Raw genomic sequence first — 21995 nt, forward strand, 5'->3', positions numbered from 1 at the left:
GAAACTAAAACTATAGAAGTCGACGCTTAATCAGAAGTTCACCCCAATTACCCGTGTCCCCCAAAAATTCATTTACCTGTTGAAGCTTCGCACAACACCCGGGTTATTCCACAGGATCGGCAAGATATTTCTGAAATGCTCCGGATCGGCACTCGTCCAGAATTGTGCTGCGCGAACAGGCCCGTCAGCGAGCAATTCACGCTCGGCCAACAGCCGCTGAAGTTGCCGCGCTACGGCGGCGCCGGTGTCGATCAGGCTGATGTCCTCAGGGATCATCTGCTTAAGCAACGGCTTTAGAAAGGGGTAATGCGTGCAGCCGAGAATTATCGTGTCGCAGCCCGCCGCGAGCAGCGGCCCGACATAGCGGGCCAGCAACTCACGCAGGGCAGGACTGTGCAGATCGCCGTTTTCAATCAACTCCACCAGCCCCGGGCACGGCTGAGTGATCACCCGCACATCAGTGGCGAAGCGGTCGAGTAACGCGGCGAATTTGGCACTCTGCAAGGTGCCGGTGGTGGCGAGCACACCGACCACTCCGCTGCGGGTCGCGGCGGCGGCCGGCTTGACCGCAGGCTCCATGCCGACGATGGGCCACTCGGGAAAGTCGCGCCGCAAATCGGCAACACCGGCAACCGTCGCCGTGTTGCAGGCCAGCACCAGGGCCTTGGCGCCCTGCTCCTGAAAAAACTCGGCCATCACGCTGCAACGATGGCGAATGAATTCCGGGGTTTTCTCGCCGTAGGGAATATTGCCGCAATCGGCGACGTACAACAGAGACTCGTTGGGCAGCAAACGCTGGACCTCGGCCAGCACCGACAGCCCACCGACCCCGGAGTCGAACACGCCAATGGGCGCTTCACGCATGTTTCGGCCCGCAGACGCTGCAGCCAGGATCACGCTTGACGCGCAATTCGCGGAAGCGCGAGCCCAAGGCATCGATCAACAGCAGCCGTCCTACCAGTGGCTCGCCGAACCCCACCAGCAGCTTCAGCGCTTCCAGCGCCTGAAGGCTGCCGACCAGTCCTACCAATGGCCCGACGACCCCCGCTTCACTGCACGTCAGTTCAGCTTCGCTGCCGTGCCCGTATAAACAGTGGTAGCACGGACTGTCCGGGCGACGCGGGTCGAACACAGACAACTGACCTTCGAGACGAATCGCCGCACCGCTGACCAACGACTTGCCCGCGGCCACGCAGGCGGCGTTGACCGCTTCGCGGGTGGAAAAATTGTCGGAACAGTCCAGCACCAGATCCACGGCGGCAACCGCTGCCGCCAAAGAATCTTCGTCCAGCGCAGTGCGATGGGCGACCAAGGTGATCTCGGGGTTGATTGCGCTCAGTCGGCGAATGGCCGAATCGACCTTGGTCTGGCCGACGCTGTCGGTGTCGTGAACGATCTGGCGTTGCAGGTTGGTCAGGTCGACGGTGTCGAAATCCGCCAGATGCAACTCACCGACGCCAGCGGCGGCGAGATACAGCGCAACCGGCGAACCGAGTCCGCCGAGACCGACGATCAACACGCGGCTTTCTTTCAGTCGCAACTGGCCGTCGATGTCGACGTGTTGCAACAGAATCTGCCGACTGTAGCGCAACAATTCCTGATCATTCAGCACGGCAGGCGCCCCAGGCTGATCCGTTGGTGACCGCCCAGATCGGTGCGGCTGTGGACTTCATCAAAACCGCGCGTCTGCAGCAAATCGCGCACGGCTTCGGCTTGATCGTAACCGTGCTCGAGCATCAACCAGCCGCCCGCCTCAAGATAATCCGGGGCCTGGGCGACAATCAAACGCAGATCGTCGAGCCCGTCGACCCCAGCCACCAAGGCACTGGCCGGTTCGAAACGCACATCGCCTTCCACCAGATGCGGATCGGTGGATGAAATGTACGGCGGATTGCTGATGATCAGTTGAAAGCGCTGACCTTCCAGAGCGCTGAACCAGTGACTGCTCAGCACGGTGGCGTTGTTCAGGTGCAAACGCTGACGATTGCGCTCGGCCAGGGCCACGGCTTCGAGCACGCGATCCACAGCGGTCACGTTCCACGCTGGACGCTCGCTGGCCAACGCCAACGCAATGGCACCGCTGCCGGTGCCAAGGTCGAGGACCTTCGCGGAGGTGGCGGGCAACAATTCCAGCGCGGCTTCAACCAGCAACTCGGTGTCCGGGCGCGGGATCAAGGTGTGCGGCGCGACTTCCAGATCAAGTTTCCAGAAACCTTGCTGCCCCAGAATGTAGGCCACCGGCTCACCGCCACGACGGCGTTGCAGGTACTCGGCAAATTTAAGCGCGGCGTCGCTCGGAACGATGCGCTCCGGCCAGGTGTGCAAAAAACTGCGGGACTTGCCCAACGCCGCCGCCAGCAACAATTCGGCATCCAGGCGCGCCGTCGGAGAGTCGGGTAAATCAGCAGCGCGCAACAAACTGGCAATGATCGTCATTTAGTCACCTATCGCTGCCAATTGATCGGCTTGGTATTCGGCCAGCAACGGTTCGATCACGGCATCGACACCGCCCGCGAGAATTTCGTCGAGCGAATACAGGGTCAGGTTGACCCGGTGGTCGGTGACCCGACCCTGGGCAAAATTGTAGGTGCGGATGCGCTCGGAGCGATCCCCCGAACCGACCAGCAGTTTACGCTCGCTGGCGATGGCATTCGCGGCGGCGCTGGTCTGCTGATCATTGAGTTTGGCCGACAGCCAGGACATCGCCCGGGCGCGGTTCTTGTGCTGGGAACGTTCTTCCTGGCACTCGACGACGATACCGGACGGCAAGTGCGTGATGCGGATCGCCGAGTCCGTCTTGTTGACGTGCTGGCCACCGGCACCCGAAGAACGGTAGGTATCGACCCGCAAATCCGCCGGGTTGATCTCGATCGCTTCCTGCTCGTCCGGCTCGGGCAATACTGCCACGGTGCACGCCGAGGTATGGATACGCCCCTGGGATTCAGTGGCCGGAACCCGCTGCACGCGGTGCACGCCGGATTCGAATTTCAGCTTGCCGTAAACGTTGTCGCCTTCGACGCGGGCGATGACTTCTTTATAGCCGCCGTGTTCGCCGATGTTCTCAGAGAGAATCTCCACCCGCCAGCCACGCCGCTCGGCGTAACGCGAATACATACGGAACAGGTCGCCGGAGAAAATCGCCGCCTCGTCACCGCCGGTGCCGGCGCGGATTTCAAGGAACACGTTGCGCCCGTCGTTCGGGTCCTTGGGCAGCAGCATGCGTTGCAGGCTGGCTTCGATGTCGATCAGTTGCTCTTTGGCTTCGCGGACTTCTTCCACGGCCATTTCACGCATGTCCGGGTCGCTGTCCTTGAGCAGTGCCTGGGCACCTTCAAGGTCGCTCTGTACTTTGAGCAACTGTTTATAGGCGTCGACAATCGGCTCGACTTCCGCGTATTCCTTGGAATAGGCGCGGAATTTGGTCTGATCGGAAATGACCTCGCCGTCGCCAAGCAACGCGGTCAATTCCTCGAAACGGTCCTGGAGGATGTCCAGCTTATTGAGCAGTGACGCTTTCATTGCGGTTTTTTATCCGAAAAGCTATCCGATGAGCCCTCACCGAGGGCAAAGAGTTCCTGGGCCATGGCCAGTGCGTCGAGGCGACCTTCGGCTGAGAGCTTTTTCAACTGCACGCTCGGGGCGTGCAGGAGTTTGTTGGTCAAGCCGCGCGCCAGTTGCACCAGGACGTCTTCGGCGCTGCTGCCGTTGGCGAGCATCCGCTGGGCCTTCTGCAATTCTTCATCTCGCAGGCGCTCGCTCTGTTGGCGATAGGCCTTGAGCACGTCCACAGCTGCCAGTTCGCGCAGGCGGACCATGAAATCTTCGGCGCCGACCGTGACCATCTCTTCCGCCGCTTGCGCAGCGCCTTGACGGCTCTTGAGGTTTTCGGCGACCACTTCGTGGAGATCGTCGACGCTATAAAGGTAAACGTCGTCCAACTCGCCGACTTCAGGCTCGATATCACGCGGTACGGCGATGTCCACCATGAAGATCGGTTTGTGCTTGCGCAGTTTCAAGGCACTTTCCACCGCGCCTTTACCGAGGATCGGCAACTGGCTGGCAGTGGAACTGATGACGATGTCGCTGCGCACCAGCTCTGCCGGAATGTCCGAGAGCAACACGGCATGCGCGCCAAACTGTTCGGCCAGAATGCTTGCACGTTCCAGGGTGCGGTTGGCCACGACGATGCGCTTGACCCCCAGCTCATGCAGATGGCGGGCGACCAGGGTGATGGTTTCGCCGGCACCGATCAGCAAGGCCTGGCTGCGTTGCAGGTCGCTGAAAATCTGTTTCGCCAGGCTGACCGCGGCAAACGCCACGGACACCGGGTTCTCGCCGATGGCGGTGTCGGTGCGCACTTGCTTGGCCGCGTTGAACGTCGCCTGAAACAAACGCCCGAGCAGCGGACCGATGGTGCCGGCCTCGCGGGCCACGGCGTAGCAGGATTTCATCTGGCCGAGGATCTGCGGCTCGCCCAGCACCAGCGAATCGAGCCCGGAGGCGACCCGCATCATGTGACGAACTGCCGCATCATCCTCGTGCACATAAGCGCTCGCGCGCAGCTCTTCGAGGCTCAAATGGTGATAATCGGCCAGCCAGCGCAACACAACGTCAGCCGAAAGGTGATCCTGTTCTATATAGAGCTCACTGCGATTGCAGGTGGAGAGGATCGCAGCTTCGCGGCTGTCGGTGAGTCGGCAGAGCTGCTGCAAGGCCTCCACCAGTTGCTCAGGGGTAAAGGCCACGCGCTCGCGGACGTCTACTGAAGCAGTCTTGTGGTTAATACCGAGTGCAAGGAAGGCCATTCAAGGTCGCTGATGGTGACGTGAAGCCGGCAATTGTCCTACTTCGACAGATTCAGAACAACCACTCGATCTCTATTGCCTTGGCAGGCGATGCGCGGGGTTGCGAGCGCTTCTCGTTTACACAAACTTTGCCCCGCATACCGCCCCGCTGCAGGAGCCGGCTTGCCGGCGCTGGACTCACGGACGCCGCGCCTTTCCTGTGGAAACACGTCATCGTTGACGACCATCGCTGGCAAGCCAGCTCCTGCAGGGTGTGGCGTATTCGGGAAAATGGCCGGCCGGTTATGTTTGGCCGAAGGCTTGTGTCATGATGATCCGACCGCAGGTTAGTCGTCCTCTTCCTATATGAATAGATCCTCCGCGTTGCTCCTCGCTTTTGTCTTCCTCAGCGGCTGCCAGGTCATGGCACCCGTTTCACCGGACGGTACGCCGCCGGTCGAAGACAGTACTCCGGCCCCTGAAAAGCCCAAGGTCTATAGCTCATTCAGTGAAGAAACCATCTTCAGCCTGTTGAGCGCTGAGCTGGCTGGCCAACGCAATCGTTTCGACATTGCGCTGGACAACTACGTGACCCAGGCCATCAACACCCAGGATCCGGGCATCTCCGAGCGGGCCTTCCGCATCGCCGAGTACCTGGGCGCCGATCAGGCGGCCCTGGACACTGCGCTGATCTGGGCGAAAAACGCTCCGGACGACCTCGAGGCGCAACGAGCCGCGGCCGTGCAATTGGCGCGCGCCGGGCGTTATGACGACTCCATGGTCTATATGGAGAAAGTCCTGCAAGGCAAGGGCGACACGCATTTCGATTTCCTCGCCCTGTCCGCGGCCGATACCGATCAGGAAACCCGCAACGGCCTGATGAAAAGTTTTGACCGTTTGTTGCAGCGTCATCCCAACAACAGCCAGCTGATTTTCGGCAAGGCCTTGTTGATGCAACAGGACGGCGACAGCAAAGGCTCGCTGGCCTTGCTGGAAGACAATCCGCCGGACGACGGTGAAATCGCCCCGATTCTGCTGCGCGCACGCCTGCTGCAAACGCTCAATCGTGGCGATGAAGCCCTGCCGCTGCTGCAAAAAAGCATCAAGAAGTACCCGGACGACAAACGCCTGCGCCTGACCTACGCCCGCATGCTGGTCGAACAGGACCGCATGGACGACGCCAAAGCGGAGTTCTCCAGCCTGGTTCAGCAGTACCCGGAAGATGACGAATTGCGTTACTCCCTGGCGCTGGTGTGCCTGGAAGCCAAGGCCTGGGACGAAGCCAAGGGTTACCTCGAAGACTTGATCGCCCGGGAAAGCCATGTCGACTCGGCACACCTTAACCTTGGCCGTATCGCTGAAGAGCGTAACGATCCCCAAGGCGCATTGATCGAATACGCCCAGGTCGGCCCCGGTAACGACTACCTGCCCGCGCAGTTGCGCCAGGCCGATATCCTGATGAACAACGGCAAAACCGCCGAGGCGCAAAGCCGTCTGGCGACCGAGCGCGAAGAACAACCCGATTACGCGATTCAGCTGTATCTGATCGAGGCCGAAACGTTGTCCGCCAATAAACAGGGGGACAAGGCCTGGAATGTTCTGCACAAAGCCTTGCAGCAATACCCGGACGATCTGAATCTGCTGTACACCCGCGCCATGCAGGCGGAAAAACGCAATGACCTGGCGCAGATGGAGAAAGACCTGCGGCTGATCATCAAGCGCGACCCGGACAACGCCATGGCGCTGAACGCCCTCGGCTACACCCTGTCCGACCGCACGACGCGTTATGCCGAAGCCAAAGCCCTGATCGAACAGGCGCACCAGATCAATCCGGAAGACCCGGCGGTACTCGACAGCCTCGGCTGGGTGAATTTCCGCATGGGCAATCTCGACGAAGCGGAAAAACTGCTGCGCAAGGCGCTCGATCGCTTTCCCGACCAGGAAGTGGCCGCTCACCTCGGCGAAGTCCTGTGGGCCAATGGCAAGCAGCGAGAAGCCAAACAAATCTGGGGCAAATTCCTCAAGGAACAACCCGATAGCCCAATCCTGCGCGGCACCATCAAGCGCCTGACCGGATCAGAGACTCTTTAAGAATATGTTTTTGCGCCACTTCATCGTTTTCAGTTTCATCGCCCTGCTCGCCGGTTGCGCGGGCTTCGGCGCCCGCGAATCGGTACAGGGCCAGGGTGACGCCGGTCTGTGGCGCATTCACAAAGAGCAACTGACCGGTCTCGACGGCTGGCAGATCAACGGCAAGATAGGCATTCGCGCGCCAAAAGATTCGGGCAGCGGCACGCTGTTCTGGTTGCAGCGCCAGTCGTATTACGACATTCGCCTTTCGGGCCCTCTGGGTCGTGGCGCCGCACGCTTGACCGGACATCCCGGAAAGGTCTCGCTGGAAGTCGCCAATCAGGGGCGCTATGAAGCGCCGACGCCGGAAGTGCTGCTCGAAGAACAGCTTGGCTGGAAGTTGCCGGTGTCCCATCTGGCGTGGTGGGTCCGTGGACTCCCGGCGCCCGACAGCAAGAGCCGCCTGACACTGGATACCGATAGCCGCCTGGCCAATCTGGAACAGGATGGCTGGCAAGTCGAATACCTGAGTTATGCCGAGCAAAACGGCTATTGGCTGCCCGAGCGGATCAAACTGCATGGCACCGACCTTGACGTCACGCTGGTGATCAAGGAATGGCAACCGCGCAAACTGGGGCAATGAACATGACTGCCCCACGCTTGACGCTGCCCTCCCCGGCCAAACTCAATTTGATGCTGCACATCCTCGGCCGCCGCGAAGACGGTTACCACGAGTTGCAGACGATTTTTCAGTTTCTCGACTACGGCGATGAAATCACCTTTGCTGTGCGCGACGACGGTGTGATCCGACTGCACACTGAATTCGACGGTGTGCCTCACGACAGCAATCTGATTGTTCGTGCCGCAAAAAAACTTCAGGAGCAATCCGGTTGTTCGCTCGGCATCGACATCTGGATCGAAAAAATTCTGCCCATGGGCGGTGGAATCGGTGGCGGCAGCTCAAACGCCGCGACGACTTTGCTCGGTCTGAATCATCTCTGGCAACTGGGCTGGGATGAGGATCGGCTGGCCGCACTGGGCCTGACGCTGGGCGCCGACGTCCCGGTTTTCGTGCGTGGACACGCGGCTTTCGCCGAGGGCGTGGGAGAAAAACTCACCCCTGTAGACCCCGAAGAACCGTGGTATGTCGTGCTTGTTCCGCAAGTCTCTGTAAGTACAGCAGAAATTTTTTCAGATCCGTTGTTGACACGTAACTCTTCTCCCATTAAAGTGCGCCCCGTTCCCAAGGGAAACAGTCGAAATGACTGCTTACCGGTGGTAGCAAGGCGTTATCCAGATGTACGTAACGCATTGAATTTGTTAGGTAAATTTACCGAAGCAAAACTCACCGGAACTGGAAGTTGTGTGTTTGGGGGCTTCCCAAGCAAAGCTGAAGCTGATAAAGTCTCGGCCCTTCTTACAGAGACCCTTACAGGGTTTGTAGCAAAGGGAAGCAACATTTCGATGTTGCATCGCAAGCTGCAAAGTCTGCTCTAAAGGAACCGATTACTGGGTAATCGTTGCAACAGATACAGGGGCGTCGCCAAGCGGTAAGGCAGCAGGTTTTGATCCTGCCATGCGTTGGTTCGAATCCAGCCGCCCCTGCCATTTTCTATACTCATCCAGGTTACCCTCAGCCTCTAGGTACTGCGCGTGTCCAAGATGATGGTCTTTACGGGGAATGCTAACCCCGATCTGGCTCGGCGTGTTGTACGTCAGCTGCATATCCCTCTCGGTGACATCTCTGTCGGTAAGTTCTCCGACGGCGAAATTACAGCCGAGATCAATGAAAACGTCCGCGGTAAAGATGTCTTCATTATTCAGCCGACTTGCGCTCCGACCAACGATAACCTGATGGAACTGGTAGTGATGGCTGATGCCTTCCGCCGCTCCTCGGCTACTCGTATTACTGCTGTTATTCCTTACTTTGGTTATGCCCGTCAGGATCGCCGTCCGCGTTCCGCACGTGTGGCTATCAGCGCGAAAGTCGTTGCTGACATGCTTACCGTAGTCGGCATCGACCGTGTTCTCACGGTTGATCTGCATGCTGACCAGATTCAGGGTTTCTTCGATATTCCGGTAGATAACATCTACGGCTCCCCGGTTCTGGTGGATGACATTGAAGATCAGCGCTTCGAAAACCTGATGATCGTGTCCCCGGACATTGGCGGCGTCGTGCGTGCACGGGCTGTTGCCAAATCCCTGGGCGTGGACCTCGGGATCATCGACAAACGCCGTGAAAAAGCCAATCACTCTGAAGTGATGCATATCATCGGTGATGTCGAAGGGCGTACCTGTATTCTGGTCGATGACATGGTCGATACCGCCGGCACTCTGTGCCACGCGGCAAAGGCTTTGAAAGAGCATGGCGCTGCCAAGGTTTTCGCCTACTGCACACACCCTGTGCTGTCCGGTCGGGCGATCGAAAACATTGAAAATTCCATGCTGGACGAACTGGTGGTGACTAACACCATCCCGTTGTCCGCTGCTGCTCAAGCCTGCTCGCGTATCCGTCAACTGGATATCGCGCCGGTTGTTGCCGAAGCGGTCCGCCGCATCAGCAATGAAGAATCGATCAGCGCGATGTTCCGTTAAGGGCCCTGCCCTTCTCGTACAGCTCGTTGACGAAAAGCGCCCCGCCCCGGCATTCCTGTCGGGGCGGGGCTTTTTTGCCCATATCGCCTTTAGCGCTGGTCGCAAACGCTGGGGCGAATGTGGTTATTTTGGAGATACAACATGAACGAATTTACTCTGAATGCTGAAGTGCGTTCCGACCTGGGGAAAGGTGCGAGCCGCCGCCTGCGTCGTCTCGCAAGCCTGGTACCAGCTGTAGTTTACGGTGGCGAAAAAGCCCCTGAATCCATCAGCATGCTGGCTAAAGAAGTTGCCAAACTGCTCGAAAACGAAGCGGCTTACAGCCACATCATCGAGCTGAACGTTGGCGGCACCAAGCAAAACGTAATCATCAAAGCTCTGCAACGTCACCCGGCCAAAGGCCACGTGATGCACGCTGACTTTGTACGCGTAGTTGCCGGCCAAAAGCTGACCGCTATCGTTCCAGTGCACTTCGTCAACGAAGAAGCACCGGTCAAGAAAGGCGGCGAAATTTCGCACGTTGTTGCTGAAATCGAAGTTTCCTGCCTGCCGAAAGACCTGCCTGAATTCATCGAAGTCGACCTGGCTAACGCCGAAATCGGTTCGATCATTCACCTGTCCGACCTCAAAGCCCCTAAAGGCGTTGAGTTTGTTGCTCTGGCACACGGCGATGACAAGGCTGTTGCCAACGTCCACGCTCCACGTGTTGCTCCAGAAGCTACTGAAGGCGCTGCAGAGTAATTCACTCTGTGATGCCGGAGTGACCAGGTAACATCGCGGACTGGAACGTAGCGAGAAAGCGGGCGAGAACGCGGAGTTTACATAATGGTAAATGAGCACTTGTCGTCCACTTTCGCCGCACACTCTGGTCGCGGCGATGTTATCCACCACTCCAAGGAAGGGCCCCTATCGTGACTGCCATCAAACTGATCGTTGGCCTGGGAAATCCAGGCGCTGAATACGAACAGACCCGGCATAACGCAGGGGCCCTTTTTGTTGAGCGCATCGCGAACGCACAAGGCGTCAACCTTGTGGCAGATCGCAAATATTTCGGCCTGACCGGGCGCTATTCGCACCAGGGTCAGGATGTTCGTCTGCTGATTCCTACCACGTACATGAACCGTAGCGGCCAGGCCGTCGCGGCACTCGCAGGATTCTTCCGCATCAAGCCTGAAGAAATACTCGTGGCGCATGACGAACTCGACCTGCCTCCGGGCGTTGCCAAACTCAAACAGGGCGGCGGCCATGGCGGTCACAACGGGTTGCGCGACATCATCGCGCAACTGGGCAATCAGAATACCTTCTACCGCTTGCGGCTTGGCATTGGCCACCCAGGCGTAGCCAGTATGGTTTCAAATTTCGTCCTGGGTCGTGCGCCACGCGCCGAACAGGAAAAACTCGATGCCAGCATCGACTTTGCCCTCGGCGTGCTGCCGGATATCCTCGCCGGGGAATGGAACCGCGCGATGAAAAACCTGCACAGCCAGAAGGCCTGACTTTTACCCGAGGGGAAACACCATGGGATTCAATTGCGGCATCGTCGGCCTGCCTAACGTCGGCAAGTCCACCCTGTTCAACGCCCTGACCAAATCCGGGATCGCGGCCGAGAACTTCCCCTTCTGCACCATCGAGCCGAACACCGGTATCGTGCCGATGCCGGATCCACGTCTGGAAGCCTTGGCGGCCATCGTCAATCCGAAGCGCATCCTGCCGACCACCATGGAATTCGTCGACATCGCTGGCCTGGTTGCCGGCGCCTCGAAAGGTGAAGGCCTGGGCAACAAATTCCTCGCCAACATCCGTGAAACCGATGCCATCGCCCACGTGGTCCGCTGCTTCGAAGACGAGAACGTGATTCACGTCTCCAACAGCGTCGACCCGAAACGCGACATCGAAATCATCGATCTGGAACTGATCTTCGCCGACCTCGACAGCTGCGAAAAGCAACTGCAGAAAGTCGCCCGTAACGCCAAGGGTGGTGACAAGGACGCCGTTGTCCAGAAGGGCCTGCTGGAGCAGTTGATCGCTCACTTCACCCTCGGCAAGCCTGCGCGCACCCTGATGAAGAACATGGCGGCCGACGACAAGGCGGTGATCCGTGGCTTCCACCTTCTGACCACCAAGCCGGTCATGTACATCGCCAACGTCGCTGAAGACGGTTTCGAGAACAACCCGCTGCTGGACATCGTCAAAGCCATCGCCGAAGAAGAAGGCGCCATGGTGGTTCCGGTCTGCAACAAGATCGAAGCCGAAATCGCCGAACTGGAAGACGGCGAAGAGAAAGACATGTTCCTCGAAGCCCTGGGCCTCGAAGAACCAGGCCTGAACCGCGTAATCCGCGCCGGCTACGAAATGCTGCACCTGCAGACCTACTTCACCGCCGGTGTCGAAGAAGTCCGCGCCTGGACCGTCCGCGTCGGTGCCACCGCACCGCAAGCCGCTGGCGTGATCCACACCGACTTCGAAAAAGGCTTCATCCGCGCCGAAGTCATCGCCTACGACGACTTCATCCAGTACAAGGGCGAAGCCGGCGCCAAAGAAGCCGGTAAATGGCGTCTGGAAGGCAAGGACTACATCGTGAAAGACGGCGACGTGATGCACTTCCGTTTTAACGTCTGACGTTATTCAGAACGAAGCACTGACCCAAGAAAAAGCCGCGTTTAAACGCGGCTTTTTTGTGCCTGTTTTTTAATGGATCAAACCAGCACACCAAATGCGACGGCGGCTCCGCTATCTCACACCTGGTACTTCCTCCGATTGAAGAACATCGAAGCGCCCGCCCCCACTACCGCGATTGCAAAGATCCCGACATCAATACTGCCTATATAGGGCGGCAGCACAAGCATCAAGCAAAAGCCCAAACCGACCAGAGCAATACCCAGCCATTTCCTGAGTACGTAGCTCCTTACGCAAGTGTATAGCAGCAGCATCCCCACGCCTGCCAACGCATACTGACTATAGAGACTCATGGGTCTATGCCCCTTGTGACTTGATGATCATGGAAGACACCGAGCGCTGTGGTCCGATGCCGCCACTGACTTGAGCATCCAGACTGACGATGACATCGCCAGCGTGATAGGTCGGTAACTTGCTCTTTACCAACTCTCGGCCAAAATAGCCTGCCGCCGGTCCGACAGCGAGACCAATAACCGGCACTTTAGAGCCAGCCGCCGTAAAGACCCCGGCAGTAATGTTGGCAATACTCATGCGCTGGTTGTTGAGCAGGTCACCCTGCTTGCGGGTCAGCGGGTTGGAGATACCTACCATCATCACGCAGGGCAGGTCTTGGGCGAGCATCTTGTCATACAGCTCGACTAGCAAACTGCTGACCTCAAAATGGGCCGATTTCGCTTCCCCGAAATGGAGCGTCCTGAGGCCACCTCGATCACTGGGGGTGACGCTGAAACGGGTGACGTTGAAGACAATGCCGTGATTGGCGATAAATTGATTCCTGTCAAACTCCACTGCTCGCATCCTTATCGAGTCCAGAAAGGCGCGAAGTTTCCATCAGGACAGTGATTTGCGCAAACGGCAATCACAGCTGCAAGCGCGCTTTAATACTAAAAATCTCTATACCGGTCGGTACGGGTCAGACTTTTTTGGTTCGTGGCAGAAAGATTGCCAACACCCCAAGCAGCGGCAAGAACGAACACAGGAAGTACACGTATTCGATGCCGTGGACATCTGCCAGATGCCCGAGCAATGCCGCGCCAATCCCGCCGAAACCGAACATCAGCCCAAAGAACACCCCTGCGATCATCCCGACATTGCCCGGTACCAATTCCTGCGCATAAACCACGATGGCCGAGAATGCAGAGGCGAGGATGAAGCCGATCACCACGCTCAGAATGCTGGTCCAGAACAAATCAACATGCGGCAGGATCAGCGTGAACGGTGCCACGCCGAGGATCGAGAACCAGATCACCGCCTTACGCCCGATCTTGTCGCCAATCGGCCCGCCGAAGAAGGTCCCCGCCGCCACCGCCCCCAGAAACAGGAACAAATGCAGTTGCGAACTGGCCACCGACAGGTCAAATTTCTCGATCAGGTAGAAGGTGAAGTAGCTGGTGAAACTTGCCATGTAGAAATACTTGGAGAACACCAGCAACCCGAGCACCACCAGCGCACTGATCACTCGGCCCTTCGACAAACCATGCGTCGCCGCCTGACCTTGCTTGAGCTTGAACAGGCTCAAGTGATTGGCGTACCAGCGGCTGATCCGGTAAAGCACAAACAGCGCAAACACCGCGAACAGGCCGAACCATGCGACATGGCCCTGACCGAACGGAATGATGATCGCCGCCGCCAGCAATGGACCGAAGGCCGAACCCGCGTTACCGCCGACCTGAAACGTCGACTGTGCGAAGCCGAAACGCCCACCTGAGGCTAATCGCGCCACACGAGAAGCTTCCGGGTGAAACGTCGAAGAACCGATACCGATCAACCCCGCCGCCAACAGGATCATCGGAAAGTTACCGACCACCGACATCATCAAAATACCAATCAACGTGCACACCGTCCCGGCCGGAAGTAGCCAGGGCTTGGGATGACGATCAGTGTGGTAACCGACCCACGGTTGCAACAGCGAGGCCGTCAACTGAAAGGTCAGGGTGATCAGTCCGACCTGGGTGAAGGTCAGACCGTAGTTGGCCTTGAGCATCGGGTAGATCGACGGCAGCACCGACTGAATCAGGTCGTTGATCAAATGCGCCAGCGCCACCGCGCCGATGATGCGCATGACCAAGGGGCTGCTTTGTGAAGTCGCGGACGCCGGCGGTGTGCCGGTCTGGGCATTGCTGATAGCCATGGGAATTTCCGTACAGCAGATGGGTGCACACGGGCAGGTGCCTCAATGTGCCATTTTTCAGTGCAGCAGCGCCATCCCCTTAGCCAGCTAACGAACTAAATTGCGCAAGTAATAGCGCAACGCCATGGTCTGAATCTTGCCTTGTTTATCCGCTTCAACGCGGCGCCCTTACAAAGGGCACCGAGAATGGGAAGTTTCGCTACAGAGTCGGCCTACAGAGCTGACGAGGGTGAACTTTCGAGGCCTTTAAAAAGGGCACGAGTCGCGGTCGCAATGACCTCGACGCACGCCATTGGTGCGTGGTGTCCAGAGGAGTCATGGGGCATGCAGGCTTTTTTATCTCCGGGGATCGGGTTGCTGGGGCGTTTCGGCTTCGCCCGTAAATTTCAGTTGTTGTTTCTGCTGTTTATCCTGCCGCTGGCGGGTAGCCTGCTGATGATCGGTCAGGACTATCGCGCCAAACTGAACCTGATTTCCGGCGAGCGTGCCGGGGTTCGGCAACTGCTCGCACTGGATGCACTGGATAACCTGCTCGCCGCCCAGCGTGACCGCGCCGCGCGATGGCGTGCCACCGAGACCAATCGCCAGCCGACACCGGCAACGCTTGCCGCGATGGCGGCGTTCGATGCGGTTCAACCCGCTGTCGCCCAAGCCACCACGGACCTCGGCAACGCCTTGCAAGCCGAAGGCGCCGAGGGCGAAACCCTGGCCCGCTATCAAGCCTTGCAAACCGCCCTCAATGGCCTCGACTCGAAAAGCCTGAGCAGCGTCGGCTGGTGGCCGGACGGTTACGATCGTTTCACCAATGCCTTGAGCGCGCTGCAAGCCTTGCGTGAACAGATCGCCATGGACAATCGCCTGACGCTCGCGCCATGGCTGGAAACTTATCTGCTGACGCAGATCTCCACGCAACACGCGCCGGACCTGATCGAGCGCGTAGGCCGTCTGGCCAGCGTCGGCCAGGCGTCGGTGGTGTCCGGTCAGTTCACCCTGCAAAGCCGTCTGCAGTTGCGCGACCTGCGCAGCCGCATTGGCGACGCCCGTGAGCAGCTGGCTAAAACCGCTGGCCTGCTCGAAGCGCGCCTGCCCAGTGCCTTGCAGACTTGGGCCGGGCAATACCATGACAGCCTCAAACACCTCGACGCCGAGCTGAAAGTCCTCGATGACGGCGTGTTTGGCGGCAGCATCAAACTCAAGCCTGAAGAATTCGAACGTAGTCTCGACAGCCTGCTCACCGACCTCGCTTCATTACGGCAGCAATCGTTGGTCTCGCTGGATCAGCGTCTGGATTACTACCATGGCTCGGCGATCCGCCAGTTCATTGTGGTGGCAGCGATCTTTGGTTGCCTGTTGCTGGCCGCGTTGTACCTGTTCATCTGCTTGCAGGCCTCGATCCGCCGCAGCGCCAGTGGCATCACGCTGCTGGCCGAAGCCTTGCGTGACGGCAATCTGAGCCTGCAAGTGCCGGTTGAAGGCCGCGACGAACTGGCGGCGATCAGCACTGCGCTCAACGTCGCCGTGGTGCAACTGCGCAACAGCTTGCTGGGGGTCGACCACGAAACCCTGCAACTGAGTAACGCGGTGCGCACGCTCAACCATCACTCCAGTGGTGCGTTGGGCGAGGTCGAAGCGCAGCAATTGCAGATCAGTCAGATCGCCGCAGCGGCAACGCAATTGGCCGCGACCTCTCAAGGCGTCGCCCAGAGTTGCGAACAGGCCTCCGGCAGCGCTCAGCACACTCAGCGCATCGCCGCCGACAGCAGCCGTGACAGCCAACGCACCACCGCGAGCATTCAACAGCTCAACCAGCGTTTGAACGACACGGCGGCGGCGCTCGGACGGGTCAGCGAACAAGGCCAGCAGATTCAATTGGTGGTCGACACCATTCGCGGCGTCGCCGAGCAGACCAACCTGTTGGCGCTCAACGCCGCCATCGAAGCCGCCCGTGCGGGTGAACAGGGTCGAGGCTTTGCGGTGGTCGCCGATGAAGTGCGCAGCCTGTCGCAACGCACCCAATCGTCCACCGCGCAGATCGCCGGCACCGTCGACAGCTTGCGTAACACGGTGAATGAAGCCGTGAGCCTGATGGAAGCCGCCTGCGGCCAGGCGCAATCCGATGCGCAAGCGGTCACCGGCCTCGGCGAGCGACTGGGGGAAATCGCCAGCGCCGTGCAAAGCGTCACCGACACCCTGGCGCAGATCGCCACAGCGGTCGATGAGCAGGCAACCACTGCCGACGAAGTCAGCGGCAACATCCAGCAAGTCGATCAGGCGGCAGTGCGCTTGCTCGAAGGCGCGCGGGCGGTGAACCTGGCAGCTGACACCTTGAGTCAGGGCAGCAAGGCCCTGAGCGCCAATACCGGGAGATTCCAGCTCGGTTGACGCCCTCCCCGGTCCGGTTTTTCGGCTCAGATGGATAAGCGGTTGAAAGCGTAGAGAAATATTTTAGATTTGCGCTTGACGCATCTTCATTACCGGTGAATAATGCGCGCCACTTGGCTACATAGCTCAGTTGGTTAGAGCATAGCATTCATAATGCTGGGGTCCGGGGTTCAAGTCCCTGTGTAGCCACCAAGTACTAAAAACGGCTTACCGAAAGGTAGGCCGTTTTTTTATGCCTCGAGAAAAGTTGCCCGAACCACGAGCCGGGTTCGGGCAACGAAAGCACGCCTCAGGAACGCATCACCGCCAACGCTGACAACCCCCGCTCCCATATCTGCCACGTACGCAGCCAGACCATCGCCTGCCAGTCGCTGTCGGCGGGATAGAACTGCTCCAGCAGATTCAGTTTGATTTCACGCCCTACCGCATCACTCGGATTGCCGTGCAGATGCAACCAATGGTCATCGCGCAAATGACGGTGAACCTCGGCCCCCGGATAAGTCCCGCACTCGATCACGAAAGGCATCAATCGCACCTGCGGCAGCGCGTCGATCAACGCCTGCGAGGTGTAGCCGGTGGCTGTCGCAGCCACGCCGGTTTCGCTCAGCGTGTCGGCGCCGGTCAGCAGCGTATAGAGCCACGGCCCGTAAATCGCCTGCGCATCCGGCAACGCTGGATAAGCGGACTCGGTAATGGTCAGCAACATCGGATGGCCGTATTCCCCGGCGCCGGTGTGCAAGTCAAAGCACATCGCGACATCGGCGTGGGCGACATGTTTTTGAAGGATCCGGTGCAACGTGCGGTTCGACCAGCTCGGTGCCCGCCCGCCGTAAAACAGACCGTCGGGATGACTGTGCTGGCCGCCCTCGACAATCGACATCACCGCCGGCCAGCCGTGTTCGTGGATCTGCTGATCAAGCAGCGCATCGGCGCGATCACGCTCGGGGCCTGCCAACTCAGTGCAGGCATAGATTTCGTGCAGCGCGGCGTAGGCCTGATTGTCCGGCAGCGGATGTTCGAAGTTCAGGTGATTGCGATTGAGGTCGATGTTGTCTTCGTTGACCCGGCGCAGCCACGCCGTGCCCCAGGGATTGATCAGATGGACAAACACCACCGCGACATCGGCCGGTAATGAACGCTTGCCCAACTCCTGCATCCACTTGATCTGGCAACCCGAGCCATAGAAGCCCTCGACCCCGTGAGTGCCACTCAGCGCGACCAGCAAGCGCTGGGCGGCCGGATCACCGAGCACCGCCACATCGGTGCTCAGAGGTTCACCGAACGGGCCTTTGAGCGGGTGCGGATACTCGGTCAGTATCGCGCCGGCCGCATTCGCTGCTGCCAGAAACTGTTCACGCTGAGCGCCATAGCTCGGCTGTGCGGGGAAGTCGGTCTGCATGCCTGCCTCTTGTTGATCTTCTGACTCGTCTGCTGCCCTTGACCCTACAGAAAATCTACCAATGGAAGAAGGACAAAAACGTCCCGTGGTTTGCGTCACTGGCTGTCGGCCGATAAAGTCCTCTGACCTTTCCCACGGACGGAGTGCCCCGCGTGTTCTCAGCCCTTCGCTTGAATCGCTATCGCCTGCCAGCCCTTTCGCTGATTGTCGGCGCATTAACCCTCGCGGCGTGCAACGTTCCGCCCGCTTCGACGTTACCTCTCGCACCGGAAACCGCCTCGGGCTATCGCTCCGATCTGCAGACCCGGCATGCCTCAAAACATATGGCCGCAGCGGCGAATCCGCTCGCCGCCGAAGCCGGACGAGCGATGTTGCGTCAGGGCGGTTCGGCGATTGACGCCGCTATTGCGATGCAAGCGGTGCTGACGCTGGTCGAGCCGCAATCCTCGGGGATTGGCGGTGGTGCATTGATCGTGCTCTGGGACGGCAAAACCGTGCGCACCTACGACGGTCGTGAAACCGCGCCGGCCGGCGCCACCGAGAAGCTGTTCCTGCAAGCCGACGGCAAACCGATGCCGTTCACTCAGGCGCAGATTGGCGGTCGTTCCGTGGGCACCCCCGGCGTGTTGCGGGCCCTGGAACTGGCCCATCAGAAACACGGGCGCCTGCCATGGGCGCAGCTGTTCGAGCCGGCGATCAGACTCGCGGAGCAAGGTTTCCCCATCTCGCCACGCCTGCATCAGTTGATCGCGTCGGATTCGTCGATGCAGCGCTCGCCAGACATGATGGCGTACTTCCTGAACGCCGATGGCAGCCCGAAAGCCGTCGGTACCTCACTGAAAAACCCGGCGCTGGCCGCTGCGTTCAAACGCATCGCAGAGGAAGGTCCCGATGCGTTGTACAAAGGTCCCATCGCGCAGGAAATCGTCGCCAAGGTTCAGGGCCACGCCAACCCCGGCAGCCTGTCGCTGAGCGATCTCAACGGCTACACCGCCAAGGAACGCGCGCCGTTGTGCACCGATTACAAACGCTGGCAAGTCTGCGGCATGCCGCCGCCGTCGTCGGGCGGAATCGCCGTGGCGCAGATCCTCGGCACCTTGCAGGCCTTGGAAGCCCGTGACCCGCGTTATGCCCTGGCGCCACTGAAGCCAGTCAAAAGCACCCTCCCCGCAGGCATCGAACCGGCCCCTGAAGCCGTGCACCTGATCTCCGAAGCCGAGCGCCTCGCTTACGCCGATCGCGCACAGTACGTCGCCGACAGCGACTTCGTGCCCGTCCCCGTCAAGGGCCTGGTGGACCCGACCTATCTCGCCAGCCGCGCCGCCCTGATCGGCGATCGCAGCATGGGCACGGCCCAGCCTGGCACGCCGCCGGGCATTCAGGTCGCCTACGCGCCGGACCGTTCGCCGCTGCGCATTTCCACCTCGCAAGTGGTGGCCGTCGATGACCTGGGCGGAGCGGTGTCGATGACCACCACGGTCGAATCCGCATTTGGCTCACACCTGATGGTTCAGGGCTTCCTGCTCAACAACCAGATGACCGACTTCTCATTCATTCCCGAAGAAAACGGACAGAAAGTCGCCAACCGCGTCGAACCCGGCAAACGCCCGCGCTCGTCCATGGCGCCCACCCTGATCTTCGACCGCCAGAGCGGCGAATTCCTCGCCACCCTCGGCTCTCCCGGCGGCTCGCAGATCATTGAATACGTCGCCAAATCCACGGTCGGCCTGCTCGACTGGAACCTCGACCCGCAAACCGCCATCAACCTCCCCAACTTCGGCAGCCGCAACGGCCCGACCGAACTGGAACAGGGGCAGTTCAGTGCGGGTTTGATTCAGGCGTTGAAGGACAAGGGGCACAGCGTGACCGAGATCGACATGACCAGCGGCACTCAGGCGATTGTCCGGGTCAAGGATGCGCAGGGGAAAGCCTCGCTGGCAGGCGGAGCGGATCCGCGGCGGGAGGGAGAAGCGTTGGGGGATTGAGTCCTGCGCGGCATGGAAAGGGCTTACCGGGTGGTAGGCCTTTTCCATGGAGAACCCATCCTGATCCTCATGCTTGCGCAGCCTTTTCCTCTTTGAATACGTTACGTGCGCAGGCCTTCATGATGTCAGTTAACTTTTCTCAGCGAGAAATCTTCAGCGCCTGCCGCGCCTTGTGCTTCTCCAGCGCCAGCTCGATCAGACGACTGACCAGCTCGCTGTACGTCATGCCCGTGGCCTGCCACAGCTTGGGGTACATGCTGATGCGGGTGAAACCGGGGAGCGAGTTGATCTCGTTGATCAGCACTTCGCCGCTGTCGGTCAGGAACACATCGACTCGCGCCAACCCGGAACAGCCCAACACCTGAAACGCCTCGACAGCCAGTGCTCGAATGCGCTCGCTGGTTTCGCTGCTGATGTCGGCCGGGACCACCACTTCAGCGGCCTGTGCGTCGATGTACTTGCTGTCGTAGGAATAGAACCCGCTGCGGATGACGATTTCGCCGCAACCGCTGGCGATGGCGTCTTCGTTGCCGAGCACCGCGCACTCGATCTCGCGGCCACTGACGGCTGATTCGACCAGCACTTTCTCATCGAAGCCGAGAGCCAGTTCGACTGCTGCCGTGTATTCGGCTTCATCGTTGACCTTGCTCACGCCCACCGAAGAACCCTGATTCGCCGGTTTGACGAACAGCGGCAGGCCGAGTTTGGCCTGGACCTCGGCGAACCCGGTGCGCTTGGCCGTTGCGCGAGTCAGGGTGACGAACGGTGTCACCGCCAACCCCGCGTCGCGCAGCAGACGTTTGCTGATGTCTTTGTCCATGCACACGGCCGAGCCCAGCACATCGGAGCCGACAAACGGCAGATCGGCCATGCGCAGCAAGCCTTGCAGGCAACCGTCTTCGCCCAGCGTGCCGTGAACGATCGGGAAGATCACATCAACATGCCCCAACAGTTCCTGACTGGAGGTTTCCACTAATTGCTGACTGGCCTTGCCCGGCACCACGGCGAGTTCGCGGTTGGACTGGTTGAGGGCGATCAGCGCCGGGTTTTCCTGGTTGAGCAGGAAGTTCGACGGATCGTTGAGATGCCAGTGGCCCTGCTTGTCGATGCCGATCAATACCGGTTCGAAACGCGACCGGTCCAGCGCGTCGACGATGTTTTTCGCCGATTGCAGCGACACTTCATGTTCAGCCGAACGGCCACCAAAAATAATGCCAATCCGCAGTTTACTCATTCAGAACTCCTCAACGACTGGCCACCAGATGCGCACCGAACAACAGGTAGCAACTGCCGGCAAAGCGATCCAGCCATGTGCGCGAACGGTCGTACACCCGCGCCATCCGACGGCTGGAGAACAGTAGCGCCACGCTGCAATACCAACTGAACGACAACGTCGCCATGGTCAATACGGCCAGCGCCAGCAACATCGGCGGCACCGTCGCAGGCATGGCGGTCGCGAAGATCGTCGCGACGAACAGTGCGGATTTGGGGTTGGTCATGTTGCCCAGAAAACCCTGGCCATACACCGACCACAACGTGCGCCCCGCATCGGCAATCAAGCGGTTGTCGCCCGCAGTCACCGGCGCTTTGCGCTTGAACTGCTTCAAACCCAGATAGATCAGGTAACAGCCACCGGCAATCTTGAAACCCAGGTAAAGCGTCGGCGCCGCGCTGAACAGCGACTTGATGCCCAGCCCGCCCGCCAGCCCCCAGAGCACCGTGCCCGTCGCCACGCCCAGCGCGGCTACCACGCCATGACGCTTGGATTGACTGGCCGCCAGTTGCGCGATGTTGAAAAAATTCGGTCCCGGCGTCACCACCGCAACGGTCCACAGCAGCGCCAGCGACAACAAGGGTGCGGCGTAGCTCAGGTGGGACATTTCCATGATGGGGGTCGCCTTCGTGGCTGCAGAAGATGTGCAACACAGTGCAACATTTCCCTTCGGTTTTCTACTTGCACGAGGCCTTCCATC

At 59.6% G+C, this 21995-nt stretch carries 20 protein-coding genes and 2 tRNA genes; 11 read left to right on the top strand and 11 right to left on the bottom strand.

The annotated features are described in order from the left end of the window. Window positions 1–72: 72 nt before the first annotated feature. Genes murI through hemA form a run of 5 tightly spaced genes read right to left on the bottom strand, consistent with a single transcriptional unit; the run spans window position 73 to window position 4805 of the window. A complete protein-coding gene (murI, locus tag Q7W83_RS23500; protein WP_150639823.1) occupies window positions 73–864 on the bottom strand; it encodes a glutamate racemase in 792 nt (263 codons plus the stop codon). Continuing rightward, window positions 857–1612 (bottom strand): molybdopterin-synthase adenylyltransferase MoeB, encoded by a 756-nt coding sequence (locus Q7W83_RS23505; RefSeq protein WP_473657237.1) that lies wholly within the window; start codon window positions 1610–1612, stop codon window positions 857–859. The genes murI and Q7W83_RS23505 overlap by 8 nt, the downstream gene beginning before the upstream one ends. Beyond that, window positions 1606–2436 carry a peptide chain release factor N(5)-glutamine methyltransferase gene (gene prmC / locus Q7W83_RS23510; RefSeq protein WP_150633074.1) on the bottom strand — a complete coding sequence of 277 codons (831 nt, stop codon included), beginning with the start codon at window positions 2434–2436 and terminating at the stop codon, window positions 1606–1608. Before prmC ends, Q7W83_RS23505 begins: the two co-directional genes overlap by 7 nt. Next, a complete protein-coding gene (prfA, locus tag Q7W83_RS23515) occupies window positions 2437–3519 on the bottom strand; it encodes a peptide chain release factor 1 (RefSeq protein ID WP_150633073.1) in 1083 nt (360 codons plus the stop codon). Beyond that, entirely contained in the window at window positions 3516–4805 is a 1290-nt protein-coding gene (gene hemA, locus Q7W83_RS23520) for a glutamyl-tRNA reductase (protein ID WP_150633072.1), read from the bottom strand. The genes prfA and hemA overlap by 4 nt, the downstream gene beginning before the upstream one ends. 345 nt (window positions 4806–5150) lie before the next feature. Between hemA and Q7W83_RS23525 the strand changes: the two genes are divergently transcribed. The 8 genes from Q7W83_RS23525 to ychF all read left to right on the top strand — a co-directional run bounded on the left by Q7W83_RS23525 (window position 5151) and on the right by ychF (window position 12068). Then, entirely contained in the window at window positions 5151–6875 is a 1725-nt protein-coding gene (locus Q7W83_RS23525; protein WP_150633071.1) for a tetratricopeptide repeat protein, read from the top strand. A gap of 4 nt (window positions 6876–6879) precedes the next feature. Next, entirely contained in the window at window positions 6880–7497 is a 618-nt protein-coding gene (gene lolB, locus Q7W83_RS23530; RefSeq protein ID WP_150633070.1) for a lipoprotein insertase outer membrane protein LolB, read from the top strand. Between the two features lie 2 nt (window positions 7498–7499). After that, window positions 7500–8351: a 4-(cytidine 5'-diphospho)-2-C-methyl-D-erythritol kinase gene (gene ispE / locus Q7W83_RS23535; protein ID WP_473657240.1), complete on the top strand. Its 852-nt coding sequence runs from the start codon at window positions 7500–7502 to the stop codon at window positions 8349–8351. A 36-nt stretch (window positions 8352–8387) separates the two neighbouring features. Next, window positions 8388–8462 (top strand) — tRNA-Gln (locus Q7W83_RS23540). Between the two features lie 45 nt (window positions 8463–8507). After that, window positions 8508–9449 carry a ribose-phosphate pyrophosphokinase gene (locus tag Q7W83_RS23545; protein ID WP_003208392.1) on the top strand — a complete coding sequence of 314 codons (942 nt, stop codon included), beginning with the start codon at window positions 8508–8510 and terminating at the stop codon, window positions 9447–9449. Window positions 9450–9590: 141 nt separating this feature from the next. Next, the gene (locus Q7W83_RS23550; protein WP_150633114.1) at window positions 9591–10190 is read left to right on the top strand and encodes a 50S ribosomal protein L25/general stress protein Ctc; all 600 of its coding nucleotides are present in this window, start codon (window positions 9591–9593) and stop codon (window positions 10188–10190) included. Window positions 10191–10360: 170 nt separating this feature from the next. Next, window positions 10361–10945, top strand: a complete 585-nt coding sequence (pth, locus tag Q7W83_RS23555) for an aminoacyl-tRNA hydrolase (RefSeq protein ID WP_008037207.1) — start codon at window positions 10361–10363, stop codon at window positions 10943–10945. 22 nt (window positions 10946–10967) lie between these two features. Further along, window positions 10968–12068 carry a redox-regulated ATPase YchF gene (gene ychF / locus Q7W83_RS23560; RefSeq protein ID WP_017340760.1) on the top strand — a complete coding sequence of 367 codons (1101 nt, stop codon included), beginning with the start codon at window positions 10968–10970 and terminating at the stop codon, window positions 12066–12068. Between the two features lie 116 nt (window positions 12069–12184). On the opposite strand, the gene Q7W83_RS23565 is transcribed toward ychF, so the two are convergent. The 3 genes from Q7W83_RS23565 to Q7W83_RS23575 all read right to left on the bottom strand — a co-directional run bounded on the left by Q7W83_RS23565 (window position 12185) and on the right by Q7W83_RS23575 (window position 14256). Then, window positions 12185–12418 carry a hypothetical protein gene (locus Q7W83_RS23565; protein WP_150633068.1) on the bottom strand — a complete coding sequence of 78 codons (234 nt, stop codon included), beginning with the start codon at window positions 12416–12418 and terminating at the stop codon, window positions 12185–12187. 4 nt (window positions 12419–12422) lie between these two features. Continuing rightward, on the bottom strand, window positions 12423–12914 hold the full coding sequence (locus tag Q7W83_RS23570; protein ID WP_150639826.1) for a hypothetical protein: 492 nt from the start codon (window positions 12912–12914) through the stop codon (window positions 12423–12425). 124 nt (window positions 12915–13038) lie between these two features. Then, a complete protein-coding gene (locus Q7W83_RS23575) occupies window positions 13039–14256 on the bottom strand; it encodes an MFS transporter (RefSeq protein WP_150633066.1) in 1218 nt (405 codons plus the stop codon). Window positions 14257–14580: 324 nt separating this feature from the next. Between Q7W83_RS23575 and Q7W83_RS23580 the strand changes: the two genes are divergently transcribed. Both Q7W83_RS23580 and Q7W83_RS23585 read left to right on the top strand, forming a co-directional pair. Next, the gene (locus Q7W83_RS23580) at window positions 14581–16638 is read left to right on the top strand and encodes a methyl-accepting chemotaxis protein (protein WP_150633065.1); all 2058 of its coding nucleotides are present in this window, start codon (window positions 14581–14583) and stop codon (window positions 16636–16638) included. Window positions 16639–16753: 115 nt separating this feature from the next. Continuing rightward, window positions 16754–16830 (top strand) — tRNA-Met (locus Q7W83_RS23585). Between the two features lie 97 nt (window positions 16831–16927). On the opposite strand, the gene Q7W83_RS23590 is transcribed toward Q7W83_RS23585, so the two are convergent. Next, window positions 16928–18037, bottom strand: coding sequence for a DUF2817 domain-containing protein (locus Q7W83_RS23590; RefSeq protein ID WP_473657248.1), 1110 nt, complete (start codon window positions 18035–18037; stop codon window positions 16928–16930). 152 nt (window positions 18038–18189) lie between these two features. Between Q7W83_RS23590 and ggt the strand changes: the two genes are divergently transcribed. Beyond that, complete coding sequence (ggt, locus tag Q7W83_RS23595) at window positions 18190–20022, top strand: gamma-glutamyltransferase (RefSeq protein ID WP_473657250.1); 1833 nt, start codon at window positions 18190–18192, stop codon at window positions 20020–20022. Window positions 20023–20161: 139 nt separating this feature from the next. Here ggt and ddlA read toward each other — a convergent pair whose 3' ends face one another. Further along, window positions 20162–21256 (bottom strand): D-alanine--D-alanine ligase, encoded by a 1095-nt coding sequence (gene ddlA / locus Q7W83_RS23600; RefSeq protein ID WP_150654031.1) that lies wholly within the window; start codon window positions 21254–21256, stop codon window positions 20162–20164. Window positions 21257–21266: 10 nt separating this feature from the next. Continuing rightward, window positions 21267–21908, bottom strand: a complete 642-nt coding sequence (locus Q7W83_RS23605) for a LysE family translocator (protein WP_473657253.1) — start codon at window positions 21906–21908, stop codon at window positions 21267–21269. Between the last annotated feature and the right edge of the window lie 87 nt (window positions 21909–21995).

The sequence above is a fragment of the Pseudomonas sp. 300 genome, assembly GCF_055803035.1.

Excerpts from the sequence above, each read along its gene's own strand:
- hemA (WP_150633072.1), bottom strand. The coding sequence starts at position 4,805 with ATGGCCTTCCTTGCACTCGGTATTAACCACAAGACTGCTTCAGTAGAC.
- ispE (WP_473657240.1), top strand. The coding sequence starts at position 7,500 with ATGACTGCCCCACGCTTGACGCTGCCCTCCCCGGCCAAACTCAATTTG.
- Q7W83_RS23575 (WP_150633066.1), bottom strand. The coding sequence starts at position 14,256 with ATGGCTATCAGCAATGCCCAGACCGGCACACCGCCGGCGTCCGCGACT.
- ychF (WP_017340760.1), top strand. The coding sequence starts at position 10,968 with ATGGGATTCAATTGCGGCATCGTCGGCCTGCCTAACGTCGGCAAGTCC.
- Q7W83_RS23525 (WP_150633071.1), top strand. The coding sequence starts at position 5,151 with ATGAATAGATCCTCCGCGTTGCTCCTCGCTTTTGTCTTCCTCAGCGGC.
- lolB (WP_150633070.1), top strand. The coding sequence starts at position 6,880 with ATGTTTTTGCGCCACTTCATCGTTTTCAGTTTCATCGCCCTGCTCGCC.
- prfA (WP_150633073.1), bottom strand. The coding sequence starts at position 3,519 with ATGAAAGCGTCACTGCTCAATAAGCTGGACATCCTCCAGGACCGTTTC.
- Q7W83_RS23590 (WP_473657248.1), bottom strand. The coding sequence starts at position 18,037 with ATGCAGACCGACTTCCCCGCACAGCCGAGCTATGGCGCTCAGCGTGAA.
- Q7W83_RS23565 (WP_150633068.1), bottom strand. The coding sequence starts at position 12,418 with ATGAGTCTCTATAGTCAGTATGCGTTGGCAGGCGTGGGGATGCTGCTG.
- Q7W83_RS23605 (WP_473657253.1), bottom strand. The coding sequence starts at position 21,908 with ATGGAAATGTCCCACCTGAGCTACGCCGCACCCTTGTTGTCGCTGGCG.
- murI (WP_150639823.1), bottom strand. The coding sequence starts at position 864 with ATGCGTGAAGCGCCCATTGGCGTGTTCGACTCCGGGGTCGGTGGGCTG.
- prmC (WP_150633074.1), bottom strand. The coding sequence starts at position 2,436 with ATGACGATCATTGCCAGTTTGTTGCGCGCTGCTGATTTACCCGACTCT.
- Q7W83_RS23580 (WP_150633065.1), top strand. The coding sequence starts at position 14,581 with ATGCAGGCTTTTTTATCTCCGGGGATCGGGTTGCTGGGGCGTTTCGGC.
- Q7W83_RS23550 (WP_150633114.1), top strand. The coding sequence starts at position 9,591 with ATGAACGAATTTACTCTGAATGCTGAAGTGCGTTCCGACCTGGGGAAA.
- ddlA (WP_150654031.1), bottom strand. The coding sequence starts at position 21,256 with ATGAGTAAACTGCGGATTGGCATTATTTTTGGTGGCCGTTCGGCTGAA.